Here is a 20,101-nt window from a genome sequence, read left to right as displayed (position 1 = left end):
AGAAATTCACCGATAGGTTCCACCGGCGGTAGCGCGCCCAGAGGGCACCCGGAATTTCTGCCGTGGTATTTGCGCCAGACTGCACGAGTACCCATCCCATGGCTCCTCTGGAGCCTGGCCGCCACATCGTTCCTGGGGTGGCGGATCGCCTGGGAGACCCGTCTATGTCCGGCGCCGGTCTCCCGGCCAGCCCGGAATTATGGTGAAGCCCTGGCCCGGCTGGCTTCCATCCAAGCGGCCGAGTCCACTCTGCCCCTGCACCCGGTCTGTCGTACCCAGTTCCTGGACCATGGACGGCCCACCCCTCGGGCCGTCGTCCTCCTCCATGGCTTCACCAATTGTCCCCATCAATTTCATCTGCTGGCTCGGGAATGTTTTGAGCGGGGGAACAACGTCCTGATCCCCCGGTTGCCCCGCCACGGCCTGGCCACCCGCCTGCCTACAGCCCTGGCGCGCCTGACTGCCGAGGAAGCGGCGGCTGCCACCACCGCGGCCCTGGACATTGCCCGGGGATTGGGTGAAGAGGTTCTGCTGCTGGGGTTTTCCTTTGGCGGTGTCCTGGCCGGGTGGGCCGCCCAGCATCGGGGCGACCTGGCCCGGGCCGTGCTGGTGTCGCCTGCCTTTGGGCTGGGCGCCATCCCCCAGTCCCTGACTCCCCTGGCGGCCCATCTCTTTGCCCTCTGGCCCAACACCCAACGCTGGTGGGATCCTGTGCAGCGGGAGCGCGCGCCCGGTCCAGACCATGCCTATGCGGGATATGCCAGCCGGGGAGTTGCCACGCTGCTCCGCCTGAGTCTGCTGGTGCAACGGGCTGCCCGGCGCCGACCACCGGCCACCCGTTCCATCACCCTGGTGACCAATCCCTGTGACCGCACCGTGCGCAACGAGGTGGCGCTCCAGGTGGCCACCTGGTGGCAAGGCCACGGCGCCTCTGTGCAGCACCGCCCATTCCCGGCTGAATGGCAGTTGATCCACGACCTGATGGACCCGGCCCAACCCCTGCAGCAGGTCCAGCGGGTCTATCCCATCCTCCTGGAAGCCCTGCTCCCGGCGTAGTTGTACTACGGTACATGGTACACCGTCACCAGGGGATGTGGCGGACGCCCTGGACCATCCCCTCGCCTTCCACAGCCGGCGCGAAGACGATGCCCCCCTGGAACCCCTGGACCCGGAAGTCGCCCACACGAAATTCCTGGGTGACGGGCATGCCCAGCCCGTTCTGGCGGGCATAGGTCGCCAGGGCAGAATTCGGGTCAAATTCAATGCCCAGCCGGCTCCAGGCGGCGCTGCGAACCACGTTGAGCATGGCCGCCGCGGCCGCTTCCGGCGTTGTCCCCACATCGCCGGCCCGGAGGGGGGCCGGGCTGGCAGAGACGAAGGGCAGGAAGATGCTGTGATCCCGGTCCTCCCCACCCGCGGGCTGGCCGCCCAGGTCCTCTCTTCGAACGGCCTGCCAGACCACGAACATGGAGATATGGTGCTTGGAAGGCATGCCGCCACCGCATACCACCTCTGCAGCACCGGTGGGGGCCCAGCACCACGGGCCGGATTCCCCCCGCTCTGGCACATAGCTGCTGCCCGGCCCGGTGATGATGTTGGCCCAGCCGGATTGCTCCTTGGTCTGGCGGTAGATGTAGCCGTTGTAGGTGGGATCCCCTAGCTTGTCGAAGCCGTCCGACCAGTAGACGATCTCCTTACCCCGCATGAGCTGGCCGTCCAGGCCGATGACCGCGGCAAACAGATGGTGGTCGCCACCGGCATCGTCAAAGTAGTCCGGCGCGCCGAAGGGCTTGAGGTAGTCGTCCCGGGCCCACTGGGGCACCGAGCCGGGCTGGTCCGACGGTTCCCAGGAACCATCCCGGGTGGTGAAGATGTCTTTGACCAGATAGACGATGTCGCCCTGGGGATGATCGGGACGGGCATCCAGGCTTTGGATGCGCAGGTTGTAGTGCTCCACCCACGGGCTCAGCCTGCGGGTGATGGGGAACCCACCGGGTGCCGGCGTGCCGCCGTCCGGTTCCTGGCCGCCGGGTTCTTCGCCACCGGGCTCTTCTCCACCCGGTTCTCCGCCACCGGGTTGTTCACCGCCGGGTTGTTCACCACCGGGCTCCTCGCCGCCGGGTTGTTCGCCTTCTTCTGCACCGCCTTCGCCCAGGCCGGCCTCCAGATCTTCCCACCGTACTGCCTGCCAGACCACGAAGGTGGAGACGTGGTGGTTGAGGGGCAGGCCACCGCCGCAGATCACCTCGGCTGCGCCGGCCGGCGCCCAACACCACGGGCCGGACTCTCCCCGCTCTGGGGAGAAGGAGCTGCTGCTGGACATGAACAGGTTGGCCCACCCGGAGCTTTCTTTGGTTCGCTCCCGAATGTACCCGTTGTAGCTGGGATCGCCCAGCCGCTCGAAGCCGTCGGACCAGAAGAGGATCTCGTGATTCTTGACCAACTGGCCGTCCAGGCCGATGACCGCAGCAAAGAGGTGATGGTCGGCGCCGGCCTCCAGAAATTCGGGGCGCAGGTAGGCGTCCCGGGCCCATTGGGGCACCGAGCCGGGCTGGCCGCTCACTTCCCAGGAGCCGTTGACGGTGGTGAAGACATCTTTCACCAGGTAGACGATGTCGCCCGGCCCAAGGGGCTCCTGCTGGTCGGGCCGTTCTTCCAGGGACCAGATGCGCATGTGATAGGCGTCAAAGCTCTCGCTGAGCCGGCGCTCTACCGGCGGCGGGGACGGCTCCTGGCCGCCTCCCGGCTCTTCCTCGGTGCCTCCGCCAGGCTCTTCCCCGGGTTCTTCGGCGGGTTCTTCGCCGTCCGGTTCTGGTTCTGTGCCGCCCCCTTCACCTGGACCCGGGCCAGGGCTTGGCGGCGCGGTGGCCGTGCCGCCCGGGTCGGTGGTGGTGTCGGTTTCGCCGGGGACGATGTCCACGCTGTCGATGCTGATCTGGCTCCAGGTGCCCCGCTGGGACCGTTCTGCCAGGAGCGTCGCGGCTTCTCCGGCAATGTCATAGGTGCCCCAGGGGTGGAAGTGCCCCAGGGTGAAGACCGCGTAGCCCAGCACCCGGCCGGAAAACCGTTCCAGGTAGCGGCCGGCCCGCAGGAGCTGCTCCACGTAGCCGTCGGCATCGGTGAAGGTTTGCCAGCCACCGGTCTGGCCCTGGATCATGCCGTCGATGCCAAATTCGGTGACCGCAAACTGGAGCTTTTTGAAGGGGAGGCGGCGCAGCACCTGGTGCTCCAGGCGGTGGATGTACCAGTCGTAGAGGTGATTGGGGCCCCAGAGGTCGGGCATGCCGTACTGGTGCACGGCCACCACATGACCGCTGGCCTCTGCCCGCTCCAGGGCCGGGTAGACCAGGCGCCAGTGGGCCATGCGGTCGTTTTCGGGGAGATCCGGGTTGCCCACGCTGAATCCCAGGATGGCGCAGCGATAGCCGGCCTCTTCGGCCAGGGCCATGCGGGCCAGCTCGAAGCGATTCAGCAGGGGGAGGCCGTCCGCGGTCTGGAGCACTTCGTTGGCCAGCTGCCAGTAGTCCACGTCGGGCGTCATGCGGGCCAGGATCCGCTCGTGGGCCCAGCGCGCAGCCGCTTCGGGGTCGTTGCGGATGCGCTGATCCACTTCGGCGTCGGGCACGAAGACCCGCCCTACGATCACCGTGTCCGGGCAGGCCCGGCGCAGGGCCCGTACCTCGTCCGGGTTGGGGTCCAACACCAGCACCAGCCGGGGCTGCCAGCGGCGCAGGGTCTCCAGGTGGGGCGGAATGCCGCCGATGATGTGGGGGCCGATGATGGCGCCCCGGGGCTGGGTCAGCCGCTGGAGGTAGGGCAGGGGATCGGAGAAGCCACACCAGCCGTCCTGGATGCTGAAGGGCAGGATGCGCATGCCAAAGTGGAGGTGGGGCGCGCTGGCATTGCCGCTGGCGCCGCTCCGGCCCAGGGGCTGGCCGGCCTGGACCTGTTGGCCCTTTTGCACCTGGATCTCGGCCAGGTGGGCGTACAGGCTTTGCCCCCAGCGGTGGCCCAGGAGCACAAAGCGGCCGAAACCGCCGGGGTCTTCCCGGGCCTCCAGGACTGCGCCTTCGTAGACTGCCTGGATGGGCGTGCCGGGCGGGGTGGCGTAGTCGATGCCGTTGTGGCCGCGCAGGGGCTGGCCGCCGCAGCGGATCGCCTGGTAGGCCTCTGGGTTATCGCCAAAGCCCTGTAAAATGGGATAGGAGCCGACAAAGGGCAGGTTTCTCAGCATGCTGGTTTCTCCCCGTGAATTGGGTATCGGGCTCACCGCCGACCCGAGGGGCCGCGGCGGGGAGTGGAGTGTCCGCCGCGGCCATGTACGCCAGGATGGCCTGGGGTTCAGGCGGGATGTTGCGACTGCATGCCAGAATCATAGTCGATCCCCTGGAATCTGACAACCACGTCAGGTTTGTGAAAGCTGGCCGATCTGGGATGCCTCCATGGCGCCTCTACGGGCTGGGAGTTTCTCTGGCTTCTGGCCGCCGAGGCATTGTCTGGGTTTGTCCCGCCGCCTGGGAAGGGGGATTCTGGATGGCAGGCAGATACAGGCGCCAGAAGAAGGGCTCTGGTGTCGGCGTGGCGGTGGCCGGCGGTGACGGCGATGGTGATGGTGACGGCGAAGGGGAGACCGACGGTGACGGTGACGGCGAAGGGGAGACCGACGGTGACGGTGACGGCGTGGGTGGCGTGGTGGGCCCGGGGGTGGGGGTAGGACCGGGCGGGCCGTCCACGGTCACTGTGAGGGTGCGGCTGGCCCAGTTGCCCAGGGTATCCACCACCACCAGCTCCACGGGAAAGGTGCCGGCCACGGGGAAGCGTTTGACGGGGTTGGCCAGGCTGCTGTAGCCGGGCTGGCCGGTGGGGTTGTAGGCGGTGGTCCCATCGCCGAAGTTCCAGAAGTAGTCGGCAATGCCATTCGGGTCGGTGGCCGCCGCGCTGAACTGGACCTCCAGGGTGGGGGCCCCCTGGCCCGGGGAAGCGGTGGCCTGTTGGATGACAGGCGCGCCTGTTGGTTCTTTCAGAAACCAGGGGCGGGCTGTCGGGTCGGTCATGAAGAAGGCCAGCAGCTGGTCGCCGATCTTTTCCTGGCCCTGGGCCGAGGGGTGGGTGTAATCCTGTTGGGAGACGTCGGCGCACTCCCAGATGAAGCCGTCGGAGCGCGGGTTCAGGCCGTCGGTCCACAGGTACGGCCCCCAGGTGAGCCAGGGCGCCACATCCAGCGCCAGCGTCGGGTCGCCGTTGAGCTGGGCTTCGATGAGCCACTTGACGGCAAAGGCTGTTTCGTAGGCGGCTGGTTCGGGGCTCAGGCCATAGGGGCTCACGTAGGCCCGGGTCCGGCTGCTCAGGTAGACGATCTGGATGTTGGGGAAGTAGTACTTCAGGTTGCGCACCACCGCCGACAGATCGGCCTGCAGGCTCTGGGGGAATTCCGGAAACGGGCCTGGGCCCGTATTGACCAGCTTGACCCAGGCCACCTGGACCTGGGGCGGTTCGATGCTCCGGCGGGCCAGGCGCGCGATGACCTCCTGCCAGATGGGGGCGTCTCGGGGTGCCCAATCTTCAGCCACCTGGCCGCTGAGGGCTGTGTTGGCGATGGCCACCTGGGGGTTCTTGGCCGGGGCCCCGTTGGCCTTTTCTTCGAAGTTGCCGAATTCCTGGTGGGTGTTGGACATGCCAATGGAGATGAATCCGATCTTGCCCTGGGCCGGGTCGGGAAGCCCCTGGGCATCCCGGGGCACGATTTGGGTCTGGGCGATCTGCAGGCCCAGCGCGGCGTGGTCTGGCGGGCGGGTAGTGGCCCCACCCGGGTAGAGGCCGGCGCTGAGGCCCTGGTAGGGGGTGGCCAGATCCGGCAGGGGGATGTTGCCGGTGCTGGTCAGGGTGCAGTCGGCGCGGGCGGGGGTGGGCAGCAGCAGCGCCCACAGGAGGAGCAGGCGCACCAGCAGGCGGAAGGCGGTCAACGGAGGAAGGTGAAGGGGGTACATCATATGACTTAGGCGGGTTACGCAATTTTTCACAGGTACAGTTCCTCAAATTCAGCTACCATGATGTCACCAGCAAAGGGAGACAGTTGAAGAAGCAATCGAGTGCGATAGAGGAGGGGCATCTTGCAAGGCCAGGCACGATACAGGCGACATTCCAAAACGTTCTTCTTTGCGTTGGCCATGACCATCACCAGCGCCATTGGCTTTGTGGGCATTGTGGCTTCGCTCCTCTTTAACGGTTGATGTGGCTCTGCTGCAAAGTGGCTCTGCTGCCAAGAGGTCAAATGAGGACGTTGGCCCACGCAGATGAACGCTGATTCGGGTGATTCTCTCCTGCGTTTCTTTGTACCTTTGCGCCTTTGCGTTCGAAAATGCCCCTTTGGCAGGGGAGTCTTGATGTAATTCCTGAATGGTTCAGTGAGCAGGACGCAGAATCGGTGCCAGGCATGGTTTTCCTCCTTGGGTGATTGGGATGGGCTGCCAGACAGCCAACGGTGTGTTGCAGCGAGAGGCCCGGCGATGGAAATCGCCGGGCCTCTCGCTTTGGGGCCGGCACCCGGTCCGCGATGCTTTCTGTCCACGCCTCCACGTCCTCGTTTTCCATCACAGGCTCTACTGCACAACGGCCAAATGAGGACGCTGATCCACGGAGATGAACGCTGATTCGGGTGATTCTCCCCTGCGCTTCTTTGCGCCCTTGCGCCTTTGCGTTCAAAAATGCCCTTTTTGCAGAGGAGTCATCACAGACCGTACCGGCACAGTTGCCTGCCAGGCCCGACCATAATGGCGGACGGCGCAGGAGATGTCAAGGGGCCGGTGCTCTTTTGCAGGGGGATCGCGCCTGAATCGGCAGGGGAACGTCGGGTGGGGAGCCGGGGCGGGTTTGGATGCGTCCCGGCTCCCCGCATGTTGGCTGCTGGCGGCGTGGACCAGCAGCCGGGGATGGGGTTAAGTGGCCAGGGCCTCGCCCGGGGCCGGGGCGGGCTCCCGACCATCCACTTGCTGGGCATAGGCCTCTGACCGCTCGCGCCGGAACTGCTGGGTGTAGAGCCGGTAGTAGTGGCCCCGCCGGCGCAGCAGCTCGCTGTGGCTGCCCATCTCGCTGATGGTGCCGTTCTCGATGACCAGGATCCGGTCCGCGTTGCGGATGGTGGAGAGGCGGTGCGCGATGACGAAGCTGGTGCGCCCCCTCATGAGCACCTCCATCCCCTGCTGGATCAGCGCCTCGGTCAGGGTGTCCACCGAGCTGGTCGCCTCGTCCATGATGAAGATGTCCGGGTTGGCCAGCACGGCCCGGGCCAGGCTGATGAGCTGCTTCTGGCCCACCGAAAGCAGGTTGCCCCCCTCGCCCACTTCCGCGTCGTAGCCCTTCTCCAGCCGTACGATGAATTCGTGGGCGCCCACCAGCCGGGCCGCCTCCTCCACTTCTTCGTCGGTGGCATCCAGTCGCCCGTAGCGAATGTTGTCGCGGATGGTGCCGGAGAAGAGATGGGGCGTCTGCAACACCATGCCAATGCGGGACTGGATGGCATGTTGGGTGAAGCGGGTGTAGTCCACCCCACCGATACGGATCACGCCCCGCTTGGGTTCATAGAATCGGCACAGCAGGTTAACGATGGTGGACTTGCCGCCGCCCGTCGGCCCCACCAGCGCGATGACCTCCCCCTGCCGAACCTTCAGGTTGAAGTCCTGCAGGACCGGGCTGTCCTCCTCGTAGTAGAAGTCCACGTGCTCGAACTCGATGTCGCCCCGCAGGGTGCCCGGGTCGAAGGCGTCAGGTCGGTCCACGATCTCGGGCGTGGCATCCAGCAGGGAGAAGATGCGCTCCCCCGAGGCCACCGCCTGTTGCATCTCCGCGTACACCCGGGCCATTTCCTGGATGGGAAAGAGCATGAAGGTGACATAGGAGATGAAGGCCTGCATGCCGCCGACGCTCAGGGTCATTCCGCCCACGGCCACTTCGGCCTGCCAGCCGGTATACCAGATGATTACGCCCACGGCCGCGGCGCTGATGAGCTGGACGGTGGGCAGGAAGAGGGCGGAGAGCCACGCCGCCCGGTAGCCAGCCCGGTACATGTCGCTGGTCAGGTGGCTGAATTCCTCCAGGTTCTCTTTCTCCCGCCCCAGGGCCTTGATCACCTTGACGCCGGTGATGGTTTCGTTATAGGCGCCGGTGATCTTGGAGTTGATCTTCCGCACGGCCCGATACTCCACGATGATCTTCTTCTTGAACTGGATGGCCACGATCACGATGATGGGAATGACGGCACTGACGATCAGGGCCAGGTGCCATTCGATGATCATCATGAAGTAGACGGCCGTGGCGATGTTCAGCAGCCCCCAGCTCGTGTCCAGCAGCCCCCACGTCACCAGCTCCGCCACCCGGTCTGTGTCCGAAGTTACCCGGGACATGATCCACCCCACCGGCGTCCGGTTGTAGTAGCCCAGGGAAAGCCGCTGGAGATGGCGGAACATCTTTTCCCGCAGGTCATAGCGGATGCGCTCGCCCAGCAGGCCCGTCAGGTAGATGAAGCCGAAGACGCTGAGGGCCTGAACTGCCAACAGGGAGCCGTAGATGGTGACGATGCGGTAGAGCGCGGCCCGATCCTGGGCCACGATCCCCTCGTCGATGATGCGTTTGCTCAAAAACGTAAAGTACGAATCCAGGAACGAGGCCAGGGCGATGAGGCTCAGAAACCCCACCAGAAACGGCCAGTGGGGCCGGGTCTGGGCCAGGATCCGCCGAATGGTCTGCCCATTAAATTGGGTTGTGAACTCTTCTTCTTCGAACTCAATTGGCTGAGACACCGGTCAACTCCTCCTGTAATTCCGTCTCAATGCGAGTTTGTGCCTCATAGATCCGGCGGTACATCCCCTCCTGCCGGATCAGTTCTTCGTGGGTGCCGCTCTGGACGATGCGCCCACGGTTCAGGACCAGGATCAGGTCCGCGTTCATCACACTCTGGATGCGGTGGGCGATGATGAACGTGGTCCGGTTCTCCATCAGCCTCTCCAGCGCCTGGCGGATCTCCGCCTCGGTCTCCGTATCCACGGCCGAGGTGGAGTCATCCAGGATCAGGATACGCGGGTCCTTGAGCAGGGTGCGGGCGATGGCCACCCGTTGTTTCTGGCCGCCGGACAGGGTGGTGCCCCGCTCACCCACCAGGGTGTCGTAGCCGTGGGGCAGCTTGGTCATGATGACGTCGTGGATGGCCGCTGCCCGGGCTGCCGCCTCCACCTGCTCCTGGGAGACCTCCTGCCCCACGCTGTAGGTGATGTTCTCCCGCACCGTCCGGGAGAAGAGGAAGGGCTCCTGCTCCACGATGCCGATCTGCTGGCGGAGGTAGCGCCGGGAATAGCGCTTCAGCTCCACCCCATCCAGCAGGATGCGCCCGCCCGTGTAGTCGTAGAAGCGGGGCAGCAGGTTGACCAGGGTGGTCTTCCCGGCGCCGGTGGCACCCAGCAGGGCCACCCGTTGGCCCGGCTGCACCCGGAAGCTGATGTGCTCCAGGGCGATGGCTCCCTGGCGCCGGGGCCCCTCCGCGCCGTCGGCGGCCGTCGGCAGCCGACCGTTGGCTCCGTCCGGCCCATGGGCGCCGTTCCCGCTCAGGGCATGCACGGCCTGGCTGTGGGGCTCCTGGTGATAGTCGAAGCTCACGTCGTCGAAGACGATCTCCCCCCGCAGCCGGGCCGGCGGCGTGAAGGACTCCTCGTCCATCACCTCCCGCTCCTGCCGGATCACTTCGGCCACCCGCTCGAAGGAGACCAGCCCCCGGGACATCTCCACCACCAGGCGGCCCAGGTTGCGGATGGGCCAGATGATGAGGATGACCATGCCCGCGTAGGCCAGGTAGGTCCCCACGCTGATGGTGCCGTTGATGGCCATCAGCGCGCCCACGGTGAAGCCTCCCAGCATCTGGGCGCCACAGAGAATGTCCGAGGTGGGCCAGTAGAGGGAGTGCATCAGGAGCAGGCGCTTGCCTTTGAGGTACTTCCCCTGATTGGCCTGGCGGAATTTCTCCTCCTCGAACTCCTGGCGGGCAAAGGCCTTTACCACCCGCACCCCGCTCAGGTTCTCCTGCAGGGTGGTGGTCAGCACCGCTTCCTGCTCCTGATATTCCTCGTAGGCCCGGGAGACCAGCCGGAAGAAGTAGACCGAGATGGCCAGGATCACCGGGATCACGATGATGGACAGGAAGGCCAGCTGGACGTTGAGGGCCAGGATGGCCAGGAAGTTGATGAGAAACAGGAAGATGATCCGGCTGCTCTCGATGGCCTGGGACGCAAAGAAGCGCCGCAGGGCGTCCACGTCGGAGGTCACCCGCTGGATCAGCTCACCCGTTTGCATGCTGTCGTGATAGGCAAAGGGCAGGTGCTGGATGTGATCCAGCAGGTAGTTGCGCAGCCGCTGGGCCAGTCCTTCCGCCGTGTGGGCCGCCAGCTTGCCGCTGAGAAAGGTGAAGCCACCCTGAACCCCTGCCAGGGCCACAAAGCCGGCCGCGATCATCCACAAGGTGAAGGTACGGTTGCCCTGGGCCAGGTAGCTGTCCACGAAGTAGCGAATCAGCAACAGGGATGCGGTCCTGGCGCTGGTGGCCACGCCCAGGCTGAAGGCCGCGCCCAGGTAGGCCAGGCGGAAGCCCTTCATCAGCCGCCACAGGCCCCGGAAGCGGTTGCCGGTCACCACCGTCTTCAGATCCGGACTTGATTGCATTGGTTCGATTGATGTCTGCGTCGCCATCCTACATCTATCCTCTCGAAAATAACCAGGAAAGGGGGAAATTGGATCGAACAGGCTGCCTGCCTGGCAGCTCTCCTTGGGTTGCCGGCGTCAACCCTGTCCGTGGCTCTGTCCCGTGGGTGCGGAAATCCCGTGATAAACCGCCCGACAAAAAAACGCAGGCGTCGGGAAATTCCCCAATGCCTGCGTTTCAATCTCGGCTGCCAGCCCGCCGCTGCATCTCCACAATCGAGCGGAGGTGGGCGGGCCGCGCGAGAAACAAAAAGCCGCAGGCACCGGGTGGTGCGCTGCGGCAGTCGTTCTAACTCAGCGGTCGAGTCAACGTGCTACAGACGCACCACTCCCTGGGACTTGAAAGCCACCGGCAATGGCCATCCGGATACGGGTGAACACCCCTGCGTATGTCACGCTCATCTCACTCCTCACGCGTTTCCTTGAACACGTCTACTCGAACACGTTGACTCGAACACGTTGACTGGAACCAGTTGGCTCGAACACTCAAACAAGAGGGCCTGGCACGGTTGCTGCCACTCAATTCAACAGTCGTGTCAATCCAACTGTCGTTCGCCAACTGCCATTCGCTCCGCTACTTCTGGCCTGTGCCAGCATCCCGTGCCTGTTGGAGGGACGCTCACCTATCCTGGTCCACCAGCTTGAGATGGTTGGATGGTGAGGCAACGGCGCCGCCACTGTATCACAGGGGACTGGGTTTGTCAAAATTTCTGCGCGGCGAATGATACGCGCCCCATGGCCCTGGACAGTTGGTTCTCCCCTCCGGGCGCATGGTAGAATGGGGGCGTCCCAGGTTGAGGGACGCTGGCTGGCAGCTACACTATCGGCTCGACTACATTCAACAGGTGAACCTACGCTATGGAAGGGTATGTCGTGGGAGTGGACCTGGGCGGAACCCAGTTGCGGGCCGTCCTGGCAGATGGGACCGGGAAGATCCTGGCCCGGCATTCAACCTTGACCCTGGCCCAGGAGGGGCCCCAGGCGGTCTTGGGCCGGATCCGTCAGCAAATTGCCGCCACCGCGGCGGGTCACCCCATCGCCGCCATCGGCATCGGCGCGCCGGGACCGACGGACCCGTACCAGGGCGTGGTGCTCATGGGTCCCAACCTGCCCGGCTGGCATCGGGTGCCCCTGCGCCAGGAGTTGGAGACGGCCTTCGGCGTGCCGGTGTTCCTGGGCAACGACGCCAACCTGGCAGGGCTGGCCGAGCATCGCTACGGCGCCGGCCGGGGTTGCCGCCACATGGTCTACATGACCGTCAGCACCGGCATCGGGACCGGCGTGATCGTGGACAACCAGATGCTGCTGGGGCGACAGGGGCTGGCCGCGGAGCTGGGACACATCACCATCGACATCCAGGCCGAGGAGGGGGATCCACCCATGGTGGGCACCCTGGAGGGCCTGGCGTCGGGCCCCAACATTGCCCGGCGAGCCCAGCATGCCCTGCGCCGGGGCGCCACCAGCCTGGCCCTGGAGCTGGCCAACGGCCGCATCGAAGAGGTCACCCCGCCGGTGTTGCAGCAGGCGGCCCAGCAGGGGGATGCCTTCGCCCTGGAGCAGTTCCGGGTGGCGGGTCGCTACCTGGGGATCGGCATCACCAACATTCTCCACATCTTCAACCCCGAGCGGATCGTCCTGGGCGGCAGCGTCTGGCTCCACTGCGCCCCCTTCCTGGAATCCAGCCTCTGGGAAACCATCCGCGTTCGGGCCCAGTCCAGCGAGTACTGGCAGAAGCTGGAGATCGTCTCTGCCGCGCTGGGGGACGACGTGGGCCTGCTGGGCGCCGTGGCCCTGGCGGTGGATGGGCTTTCCCGGGGCGAAGCTAGATAGGACAGGTATTTTACAACATGGAAATCGGTATCATCGGTCTGCCCAACAGCGGCAAGACCACCATCTTCAACGCGCTGACCCGCAGCGATACAGCCACAGCCGCCTTTTCCAGCGGCCAGGTAGAAGTGCACACGGCCGTGGTCAACGTGCCCGATCCCCGGGTGGACCAGTTGTCGGCCATGTTCAAGCCCCGAAAGACCACCTATGCCCAGGTCACCTACAACGACATTGCGGGTCTGGGGCAGGGGGCAGCCCGCAGCGGGCTCAGCGGTGCCTTGCTCAACGCCATGGCCGCCAACGACGCGCTGATGTTGGTGGTGCGCGCCTTCGAGGATGAGAACGTCCCCCACCCCAACCAGACGGTGGACCCCGAGCGGGATCTGGCGGCCATGGAGGCGGAGTTGATCCTCAGCGACATGACCATCATCGACCGCCGCCTGGAACGGCTGGCCGGCGGCAAGCATCGGGGCACGCCGGAGGAGCGCAAGCGCATGGCCCAAGAGGAAGCCCTGCTCCGCCGGCTGATGGACGCGCTGGAAGCGGAGACACCCCTGCGGGAAGTGGAGATCGACGAGGCCGAGCGTAAGATGCTGGGCGGATTCGGGCTGCTCTCCCTCAAGCCCCTGCTGCGGGTCATCAACATGGGCGATGAGGATGACGAAGCCCGTTTCCAGCACCTGCTGGACGACCGGACGTTGCTGCTGCGAGGGCGGCTGGAAGCGGAGATCGCCCAGATGGCCCCGGAGGAGGCGACCGAGTTCCTGGCCGAATTCGGCATCCAGGAGCCAGGCCTCAACCGGGCCATCCGCCTCTGTTACGCCATGTTGGGGCTGCAGAGTTTCTTCACCGTAGGCGAGGATGAAGTGCGCGCGTGGACGGTCCGGCGCAACACCCTCGCGCCGGAGGCGGCCGGGGTGATCCACAGCGACTTGCAGAAGGGATTCATCCGGGCCGAGACCATCGCCTACGAGGATCTGATGGCCTGCGGCAGCATGGCGGAAGCCCGGCGTCAGGGCAAGCTGCGCCTGGAAGGCAAGGAATATGTGGTCCAGGATGGGGACATCCTGAACATCCGCTTCAACGTCTGAGCTTCAACATCTGAGCTTCAACGTGTGAGCTTCAACGTGTGAGGGAGAGCCGGGGAGGGGGCCAGACCCCCTCCCCGGCCCGGCTTTACGCCCCGGGCACGGGGTCCACTTTCGGCCGGGAGAGGCGGTAGAGCTCCCCGTACTTTTGCCACAGGTAATCCAGGTAGGGCTCCAGCCGGATGGGGCCACCGGTGACCCGTTCCACCAGTTCGAGGGCGGTGTACTTGCTGCCGTGCCAGTGGATCTGCTCCCGCAGCCAGGAGAGGAGGGGGGCGAAATCCCCAGCCGCAATTTCGTCGGGCAAGCTGGGGCGGGCGGCCAGGGCGGCCGCGTAGAACTGGCCGGTCAGGATGTTGCCCAGGGTATACCCCTGGAAGCCGCCGCCGATCAGGCCGGCGTACCAGTGCACATCCTGCATGACCCCATCCCGGTCGTCCGGCGGGGTGACGCCGAGCTGCTCCTGGTAGCTGGCCCGCCAGGCTTCGGGTAGCTCGGCGATGGTCAACGTTCCTTCCAGCAGCGCCAGCTCCAACTCAAAGCGAATGATGACGTGGAGGTTGTAGGTCAGCTCGTCGGCCTCCACCCGGATGAGGGAGCGCTCCACCTTGTTGATGGCCCGGTAGAAGGCATCCAGGCTCACCTTGCCCAACTGTTCGGGGAAGGTTTCTTGAAGCCTGGGGTAGTAGTAGTGCCAGAAGTTGCGGCTGCGCCCGACCAAATTTTCCCAGAGGCGGGACTGGCTTTCATGGACGCCGGCAGAAGCGCCATCGGCCAGGGGGGTCGCCTCGTAGGCGGGGTTGATGCCCTGCTCGTAGAGCCCGTGGCCCGCCTCGTGGAGGGTGCTGAAGAGGCCGCTGGCCAGGTCGTGGGGATCCAGGCGGGTGGTGATGCGCACATCGTCCAGGGAGAACTTGATCATGAAGGGGTGATGGGTCTTGTCCTGGCGGCCCCGGTGCAGGTCGTAGCCGAAGCGGCGGATGACCTCCAGGCCAAAGGCCCATTGTTTGTCCTCTGGGAAATATTGGTGGAGGAAGCGGTCGTCGGCCGGTTCCTGGGCGGTCACCTGCTCCACCAGGGGCAACAGCTCCTGGCGCAGTCGCTGAAAGAGGGGCCGGATGGTGGCCACGGTCATGCCGAAGTCGGACCGGGCGATGAGGGGATCGGCGATGTGCTCATGCTCCGGAAAGTACTGGCTGTACTGGCGGCTGAGGGCCAGGGTTTTCTCCAGCATGGGGCGAAGGCGGGGGAAGTCGTTGGCCGGACGGGCTTCGGTCCAGGCCATGTAGACGGCAGCCGTGTGGTTGGCCACGTCCGCCATGAACTGGGCGGGAATGCGCTGTGCCCGATCGTATTCCCGGCGCACCACCCGCCAGAGCGCGGCATCGTCGTCATCCTCGGGGAGGGTTTCCACATAGGGCTGGAGCTGGTCCAGCAGGTGGCCGATGGCCTTGTCGGTGAACTTCTCGTGGGCCAGCCGCCCCACGGTGGCCAGCTGCCGGGCCCGGGCCCGACTCCCGCCGGGGGGCATGTAGGTGGCCTGATCCCAGGTCAGCAGGGCTGCCACCGATTTCAAATCTTCAATTTCCTGGAGCCGGGCTAACAGTTCAGAACGGGCCGCCTGGTATTTGGGATTCATCTCCATGCTCTTTCTCTCTTGGGGATCGCTTTGGGCCATTATACCGGGAGCGGTACAGGGACGCCAAAGTGGCCTGCCAGTTACAATGCTCACAGCGGCCTGCGCCATGCTTGTCCTCAGGGTATAGTTCAAAATCGTCGGGCTAGGCCAAAAGTTGACGCCAGGTTTGGTCGAAGCGGTTACTGTGGTAGTCGCAGAGCAAGAAGAGCATGCCGGTGGCGCAGGTACGCTTCCAGCCACGACCGGGTCGATGCATCCGATGCTGGATGACTTGCTGGACGCCCGATTCCACCGTGCCACTGCCGATGGGCAGATGGGATGAACGGTAAGCGTGATACTCCATACGCGAGCGATTTTCCCGAAAGTAGCCGGCTGCCGTGCGGACGACTTCAGAGGCGGTCTGCGTGGCCCATTGCTCCAGGGTCTGGATGACCTCCTCCACCTCTCCCCCACGCAGCTGCGTCAGTTGGGCGTCCAGCCAGACCGCCTGGCGTTGCGGGGAGGAAGGCCAAAGGCTCTGGGCCACTGTGTGCAGACGACTCTTGGCGTGGTACCAGTCCAGAATCTGGATGGCGTGGGGGAAATTGAGCTGGGTGATGCGACTGATCCAGCTGGCCCCATCATTGACGCTGCTCAGTTGGACCGCATGCTCCACGTCCCGGCGCAGCCCCTCGGCATACTGATAGGGGGCAAAGTGGTCGGCCGTCCCCAAGACGGCTGTATAACTGTGCCGAGAAAGCCGCACTCGCTCCTCCTGGTGCGCTTCATCCCATACCCACTCCACGGCGGAAAAGGTGCTGAGCTTGACCTCCTTCCAACCCTCCCCACGGATGTGAATCATCCCGCCATCCGTCGAGAGATTGGCCCTGAACCCGGCCAGCGAATCGTGGGTCGGCAGGCGGCGATGGCCCGGACGCTCGCCTGGCTGCCCAGGGGCGAAGGCGACCGCCGCTTCCCTTTCCCGCTGCTCCTGCAGCGTCTGGCCGCAGTTTTGGGTCAGGCGCCATAGGCTGCTCTTGGAGATGGATGTCCCCACCGCATCGCTGAAATCCTCGGCGGCGCGCTGAAAGGAGCTGGTCCCCAAACTTAGCCGCAACCCCACCCGGGCCACCCCTTCACTCCAGCGGTCCGAGCGCAGATGGAGCTGGCGGTCCAGGGGGGAAAAAGCCCTCCCCACATCCGTGAGGACAGCGGTAATACGCCCGTTCCAACTCACTCTCCCCTTCCAGCCCTACCACCGTGCGCCGACGATAGCCTTCAAAGCGCATGGGCCGCTCGCAGCTCGGACACAAGGGCTCCTCCGCTTCTGAGTCGTGCTGCCGCCCGTTGATGAGAATCTCCAGGACCTGCCCCATCAACGCCCGCCGCTCTTGCCGCAGCTTCTCTTCCAGTTCGCCAAAGGTCGCCTCTGGGTGTGCAGCGTACCACGCCTCCATTTCCTCCATCAGGGCGTCCATCGCCTCCCGGCAGGCTTCCCGTCTCTTGGCTCGACTCGTCGGCCGCATCGTTCCCTCCTTTTGTTCTCATTGACGTCTCTACCTTACAGTATACCTTACCGACGATTCTGAACTATACCCTTGTCCTCATTCCTGGTTGCGTTTCGGGCAGCCATCCGTTACAATAGTTGGTGATCCCGGCAGAAGGGCCAAAGGACATCGATTCTCCCAGGCCAGGGGGCGCGCCTCTCTCCATCATGGCCCACTGTTCATGGCATGTGGGTCATGGCATACGGGCGTGGCATCGTTCCCGGCCGTCATCGCTGAGTGAGCACGGTCCAGTTTCCGGCATCCCCCCACTGGGCCTGCCCGGCACAGGGCAGGTACGATAGGCAAGTCGTTATCTGTTTCGTCTTGTCAGAGGAGGGCAACCATGGGATTCTGGTCGAAGTTGTTTGGGGAGAAGTATAACGACACCGAGTTGGAGGCACACGTCCGCACGGCCATCAATGCCGATCCGTTGATCAAGGATGCATCCATGATTAACATCTCGTGTCAGAAGGGCGTGATCAAGCTGTCCGGCAAGGTGTCACGGGTTGAAGACAAGGATCGCCTGGAAGGCATCGTACGCAGCGCGCTCCGCAACGCTGGTTTGAAGTATCAGTCCATCGTCAACGAAGTGAACGTCGCCCAGCCGGCGTAGTCTTCAGATGGATGTCAGGCCCATCGGCACTTCCGGTGGGCCTTTTTTATGCCGCTGATTTGTGTCGCTGATGGATAGGGAGAAACAATCATGGAAGTTTTCGAGGCCATCCAGACGCTCCTGGCCGTCCGGGAATACAAAGATCAGGCGATCCCCCGGGAAAGTGTGACCCGCATCCTGGAGGCGGGTCGCCTCACGGGGAGCTCCCGCAATCGGCAGGATTGGGCTTTCATCGCCGTGACTGAGCGGGCGACGTTGCGGCGGCTGGGAGAACTGGCCAGCACGGGCCCCTACATCGCCCAGGCAGCCCTGGCCATCGCCGTGGTGGTTCCCGAGTCGCCCGTCGGCTATATCGACGGCGCGCGGGCCGTGCAGGACATGATGCTGGCCGCCTGGGAGATGGGCATCGGCTCCAACTGGGTGGGCAACGTGAACACCCCGGCCATCAAAGAGCTCCTGAATGTGCCGTCCGAGCGGATGATCCTGACCATCGTACCCTTCGGCTACCCCACCCGCAAGCTCGGCAAGGGCATCAAACAGCGCAAGGCCCTGGCCGAAGTCGCCCACCAGGAGCGCTTTGGCCAACCTTACACCGGTTGAGGATGGGACGCCCAGGGCCGGACCCATCCGCGGTGCGTGCCCTGGGGCCCTGACTTTCCCCTCTTTTGTTCATCTAAATCGACACCCCATCTCAACAGGAGGAGACCCCATGGCACGAACGGGCAGAGCCGTGATTGCCCACGGCCAGACTTTTGAAGTTCGTGAGTATCCGGTGCCGGATCCGGAGCCGGGCACCATCTTGCTACGCCAGGAGCTGTCGGGCATCTGTGGCACCGACCTGCACAACTGGCAGAAGGGCATCCCGGGCGAGATGCTGTTGGGACACGAGAATGTGGGCATCATCGAGGCCCTGGGCCAGCAGGTGAAGACGGACTATGTGGGCAGGCCCCTGCGGGAAGGGGATCGGGTCATCTTCGCACCGGGCACTCCCCACGGTGCCTATGGCTTTCAACGGGACCCGGATCGTCCACCCCACTTCCGGGGCGGCTTTGCCGACTACATCTATCTCTGCTATCCTGACACCTGTGTCCTGAAAACCGACCTGCCGCCCGAGATTGCGGTGTTGACCGAGCCCTTCACCGTGGGCGTCCACGCGGTGATGCGCGGCCGCGTCCAACTGGGCGACACGGTGGTGGTCCAGGGCTCTGGCGCCATTGGCCTGGTGACCCTGGTCTGTGCACGGCTCAGCGGCGCAGCCAAGATCATCATGGTGGGCGGCCCGGCCAGGCGGCTGGAACTGGCCCGCCGCATGGGCGCAGACGTGACCATCAACATCGAGGAGATCCCCTCGGTGGAGGAGCGCACGGAGCGGGTACTGGCGGAGACACCCCGCGGGGCTGGCGCGGACGTGGTGTTCGAGTGCGCCGGCTTTCTCCCGGCCATTCCTGAGGGGCTTGGCTTTGTCCGGCACAGCGGCACCTTCGTGGAGGTGGGGCACTTTGTGGACATGGGCTCCCTGGACTTCAACCCCAATCAGCTCCTGATGCGCCGCAACCTGCGCCTGGAAGCCATCTGGGGCAGCCGACCCGAACACTTCGTCCGGGGGCTGCCGCTGCTGGAGCGCAACGAATTTCCCTTCGCCGAGATGGTCAGCCACATCCTGCCGCTGGAACGGGTGGCCGACGGCTTTGCCGCCCTCAACGGGACTTACCGGCTGGGCGACGAAACCGCCATCAAGATCGCCGTCCGAGGTGGACAGGCGGGGTGACTGGGGATTGGGTGATTGGGGGAAGATCACCGTTGAGTCCCTAATCCCCCAATCCCCTCATCATCTTCACAAAATTTTCCACGAAACAAGGAGCATATCCATGACAGTCCTTTTGGCCGAGATGACCCGAGAGCAGATCCGGGCCGTTGCTCCTGAGGCGGTGGCGGTGTTGCCCACGGCCTCCATTGAGCAGCATGGCCCACACCTGCCGGTGGTCACCGATACGTTGCTCTGTGGCACCGTGGCCCAGCGGGCCGCAGAACGAGCCGCCGGTGACGTACCGGTGGTGGTGGCGCCGGTCCTCCCCTACGGCAATTCCCACCATCATCGTCCCTTCCCCGGCGTGCTCTCCCTGACCAGCACCACCTTCATGGCCGCAGTCACCGAGGTGTTGGAAGGGCTGGTGCTCAGCGGCTTCCGCAAACTGGTGGTGCTCAACGGCCACGGCGGCAATACCGACTCCAACGCGGTGGTGGGGCTGGACTTTGTCAACCGGCTGCAACACCCGGTGACCATCGCCACAGCGGCCTACTGGGACATTGCCCGGCCGGCCATCGTGGAGCGGGGCGTGATGCCCGGCGGCCGCATCCCCGGCCACGCCGGCCGCTTTGAGACGGCCCTGGTCATGGCCATCCGCCCCGATCTGGTCAACCAGGAAGGGCTGGCCCAGACTCAAGACGTCAGTCAGACCGCGGGTGGGCTCTTCGCCGCCATGACCGGCGCCACCGTCCAGGTCCACGGCGCGTGGGCTGCCAGCACCGGCTACACGGACAACCCCCGGCTGGCCACACCCGAGGAGGGCCAGGCCCTGCTGGAGATCATCGTGGAAAAGGTGGCGGAATTTTTCGTGGCCTTTGGCCAGCAGGCCTGAGCGCCCGGCATATCCCGTCTTCCCGTCGT

14 protein-coding genes are annotated in these 20,101 nt (G+C 64.9%); 7 read left to right on the top strand and 7 right to left on the bottom strand.

Annotated elements, in window-relative coordinates:
• Positions 1-69 precede the first annotated feature (69 nt).
• Entirely contained in the window at positions 70-1,056 is a 987-nt protein-coding gene (locus FKZ61_RS01620; protein WP_170199067.1) for an alpha/beta hydrolase, read from the top strand.
• 25 nt (positions 1,057-1,081) lie between these two features.
• On the opposite strand, the gene FKZ61_RS01615 is transcribed toward FKZ61_RS01620, so the two are convergent.
• From FKZ61_RS01615 to FKZ61_RS01595, 5 genes are all read right to left on the bottom strand, one after another.
• Positions 1,082-4,234 (bottom strand): M23 family metallopeptidase, encoded by a 3,153-nt coding sequence (locus tag FKZ61_RS01615; protein ID WP_141608322.1) that lies wholly within the window; start codon positions 4,232-4,234, stop codon positions 1,082-1,084.
• A 217-nt stretch (positions 4,235-4,451) separates the two neighbouring features.
• Positions 4,452-5,987, bottom strand: coding sequence for a PKD domain-containing protein (locus FKZ61_RS01610; RefSeq protein WP_229964092.1), 1,536 nt, complete (start codon positions 5,985-5,987; stop codon positions 4,452-4,454).
• Positions 5,988-6,016: 29 nt separating this feature from the next.
• Positions 6,017-6,202, bottom strand: a complete 186-nt coding sequence (locus FKZ61_RS01605; RefSeq protein WP_141608320.1) for a hypothetical protein — start codon at positions 6,200-6,202, stop codon at positions 6,017-6,019.
• Between the two features lie 733 nt (positions 6,203-6,935).
• Positions 6,936-8,795 carry an ABC transporter ATP-binding protein gene (locus tag FKZ61_RS01600; RefSeq protein ID WP_141608319.1) on the bottom strand — a complete coding sequence of 620 codons (1,860 nt, stop codon included), beginning with the start codon at positions 8,793-8,795 and terminating at the stop codon, positions 6,936-6,938.
• On the bottom strand, positions 8,779-10,701 hold the full coding sequence (locus tag FKZ61_RS01595; RefSeq protein ID WP_211358358.1) for an ABC transporter ATP-binding protein: 1,923 nt from the start codon (positions 10,699-10,701) through the stop codon (positions 8,779-8,781). The genes FKZ61_RS01600 and FKZ61_RS01595 overlap by 17 nt, the downstream gene beginning before the upstream one ends.
• 897 nt (positions 10,702-11,598) lie before the next feature.
• Here FKZ61_RS01595 and FKZ61_RS01590 point away from each other — a divergent pair.
• Positions 11,599-12,570: an ROK family protein gene (locus FKZ61_RS01590; RefSeq protein WP_141608318.1), complete on the top strand. Its 972-nt coding sequence runs from the start codon at positions 11,599-11,601 to the stop codon at positions 12,568-12,570.
• A gap of 17 nt (positions 12,571-12,587) precedes the next feature.
• Entirely contained in the window at positions 12,588-13,658 is a 1,071-nt protein-coding gene (ychF, locus tag FKZ61_RS01585; RefSeq protein ID WP_141608317.1) for a redox-regulated ATPase YchF, read from the top strand.
• Between the two features lie 85 nt (positions 13,659-13,743).
• On the opposite strand, the gene FKZ61_RS01580 is transcribed toward ychF, so the two are convergent.
• Both FKZ61_RS01580 and FKZ61_RS01575 read right to left on the bottom strand, forming a co-directional pair.
• Positions 13,744-15,294 (bottom strand): carboxypeptidase M32, encoded by a 1,551-nt coding sequence (locus tag FKZ61_RS01580; RefSeq protein ID WP_141608316.1) that lies wholly within the window; start codon positions 15,292-15,294, stop codon positions 13,744-13,746.
• A 142-nt stretch (positions 15,295-15,436) separates the two neighbouring features.
• Complete coding sequence (locus FKZ61_RS01575) at positions 15,437-16,510, bottom strand: hypothetical protein (RefSeq protein ID WP_141608315.1); 1,074 nt, start codon at positions 16,508-16,510, stop codon at positions 15,437-15,439.
• 653 nt (positions 16,511-17,163) lie between these two features.
• Between FKZ61_RS01575 and FKZ61_RS01570 the strand changes: the two genes are divergently transcribed.
• The 4 genes from FKZ61_RS01570 to FKZ61_RS01555 all read left to right on the top strand — a co-directional run bounded on the left by FKZ61_RS01570 (position 17,164) and on the right by FKZ61_RS01555 (position 20,072).
• Positions 17,164-17,433, top strand: a complete 270-nt coding sequence (locus FKZ61_RS01570) for a BON domain-containing protein (protein WP_141608313.1) — start codon at positions 17,164-17,166, stop codon at positions 17,431-17,433.
• Between the two features lie 90 nt (positions 17,434-17,523).
• Complete coding sequence (locus FKZ61_RS01565) at positions 17,524-18,033, top strand: nitroreductase family protein (RefSeq protein WP_141608312.1); 510 nt, start codon at positions 17,524-17,526, stop codon at positions 18,031-18,033.
• A 109-nt stretch (positions 18,034-18,142) separates the two neighbouring features.
• Positions 18,143-19,201 carry a zinc-binding dehydrogenase gene (locus tag FKZ61_RS01560; RefSeq protein WP_141608311.1) on the top strand — a complete coding sequence of 353 codons (1,059 nt, stop codon included), beginning with the start codon at positions 18,143-18,145 and terminating at the stop codon, positions 19,199-19,201.
• Positions 19,202-19,301: 100 nt separating this feature from the next.
• Complete coding sequence (locus FKZ61_RS01555; protein ID WP_141608310.1) at positions 19,302-20,072, top strand: creatininase family protein; 771 nt, start codon at positions 19,302-19,304, stop codon at positions 20,070-20,072.
• Positions 20,073-20,101 lie beyond the last annotated feature (29 nt).

The sequence above is a fragment of the Litorilinea aerophila genome (assembly GCF_006569185.2).
GTDB classification, from domain to species: Bacteria; Chloroflexota; Anaerolineae; order Caldilineales; family Caldilineaceae; genus Litorilinea; species Litorilinea aerophila.
Note: the sequence above shows the minus strand (reverse complement) of the source record. Positions and strands in the feature narration are given on the sequence as shown.

What these genes read in the sequence shown, in the direction of transcription:
- FKZ61_RS01615 (WP_141608322.1), bottom strand. Translation starts at nt 4,234, where the DNA reads ATGCTGAGAAACCTGCCCTTTGTCGGCTCCTATCCCATTTTACAGGGC.
- FKZ61_RS01610 (WP_229964092.1), bottom strand. Translation starts at nt 5,987, where the DNA reads ATGTACCCCCTTCACCTTCCTCCGTTGACCGCCTTCCGCCTGCTGGTG.
- FKZ61_RS01605 (WP_141608320.1), bottom strand. Translation starts at nt 6,202, where the DNA reads ATGCCCACAAAGCCAATGGCGCTGGTGATGGTCATGGCCAACGCAAAG.
- FKZ61_RS01595 (WP_211358358.1), bottom strand. Translation starts at nt 10,701, where the DNA reads ATGCAATCAAGTCCGGATCTGAAGACGGTGGTGACCGGCAACCGCTTC.
- FKZ61_RS01590 (WP_141608318.1), top strand. Translation starts at nt 11,599, where the DNA reads ATGGAAGGGTATGTCGTGGGAGTGGACCTGGGCGGAACCCAGTTGCGG.
- ychF (WP_141608317.1), top strand. Translation starts at nt 12,588, where the DNA reads ATGGAAATCGGTATCATCGGTCTGCCCAACAGCGGCAAGACCACCATC.
- FKZ61_RS01580 (WP_141608316.1), bottom strand. Translation starts at nt 15,294, where the DNA reads ATGAATCCCAAATACCAGGCGGCCCGTTCTGAACTGTTAGCCCGGCTC.
- FKZ61_RS01570 (WP_141608313.1), top strand. Translation starts at nt 17,164, where the DNA reads ATGGGATTCTGGTCGAAGTTGTTTGGGGAGAAGTATAACGACACCGAG.
- FKZ61_RS01565 (WP_141608312.1), top strand. Translation starts at nt 17,524, where the DNA reads ATGGAAGTTTTCGAGGCCATCCAGACGCTCCTGGCCGTCCGGGAATAC.
- FKZ61_RS01560 (WP_141608311.1), top strand. Translation starts at nt 18,143, where the DNA reads ATGGCACGAACGGGCAGAGCCGTGATTGCCCACGGCCAGACTTTTGAA.
- FKZ61_RS01555 (WP_141608310.1), top strand. Translation starts at nt 19,302, where the DNA reads ATGACAGTCCTTTTGGCCGAGATGACCCGAGAGCAGATCCGGGCCGTT.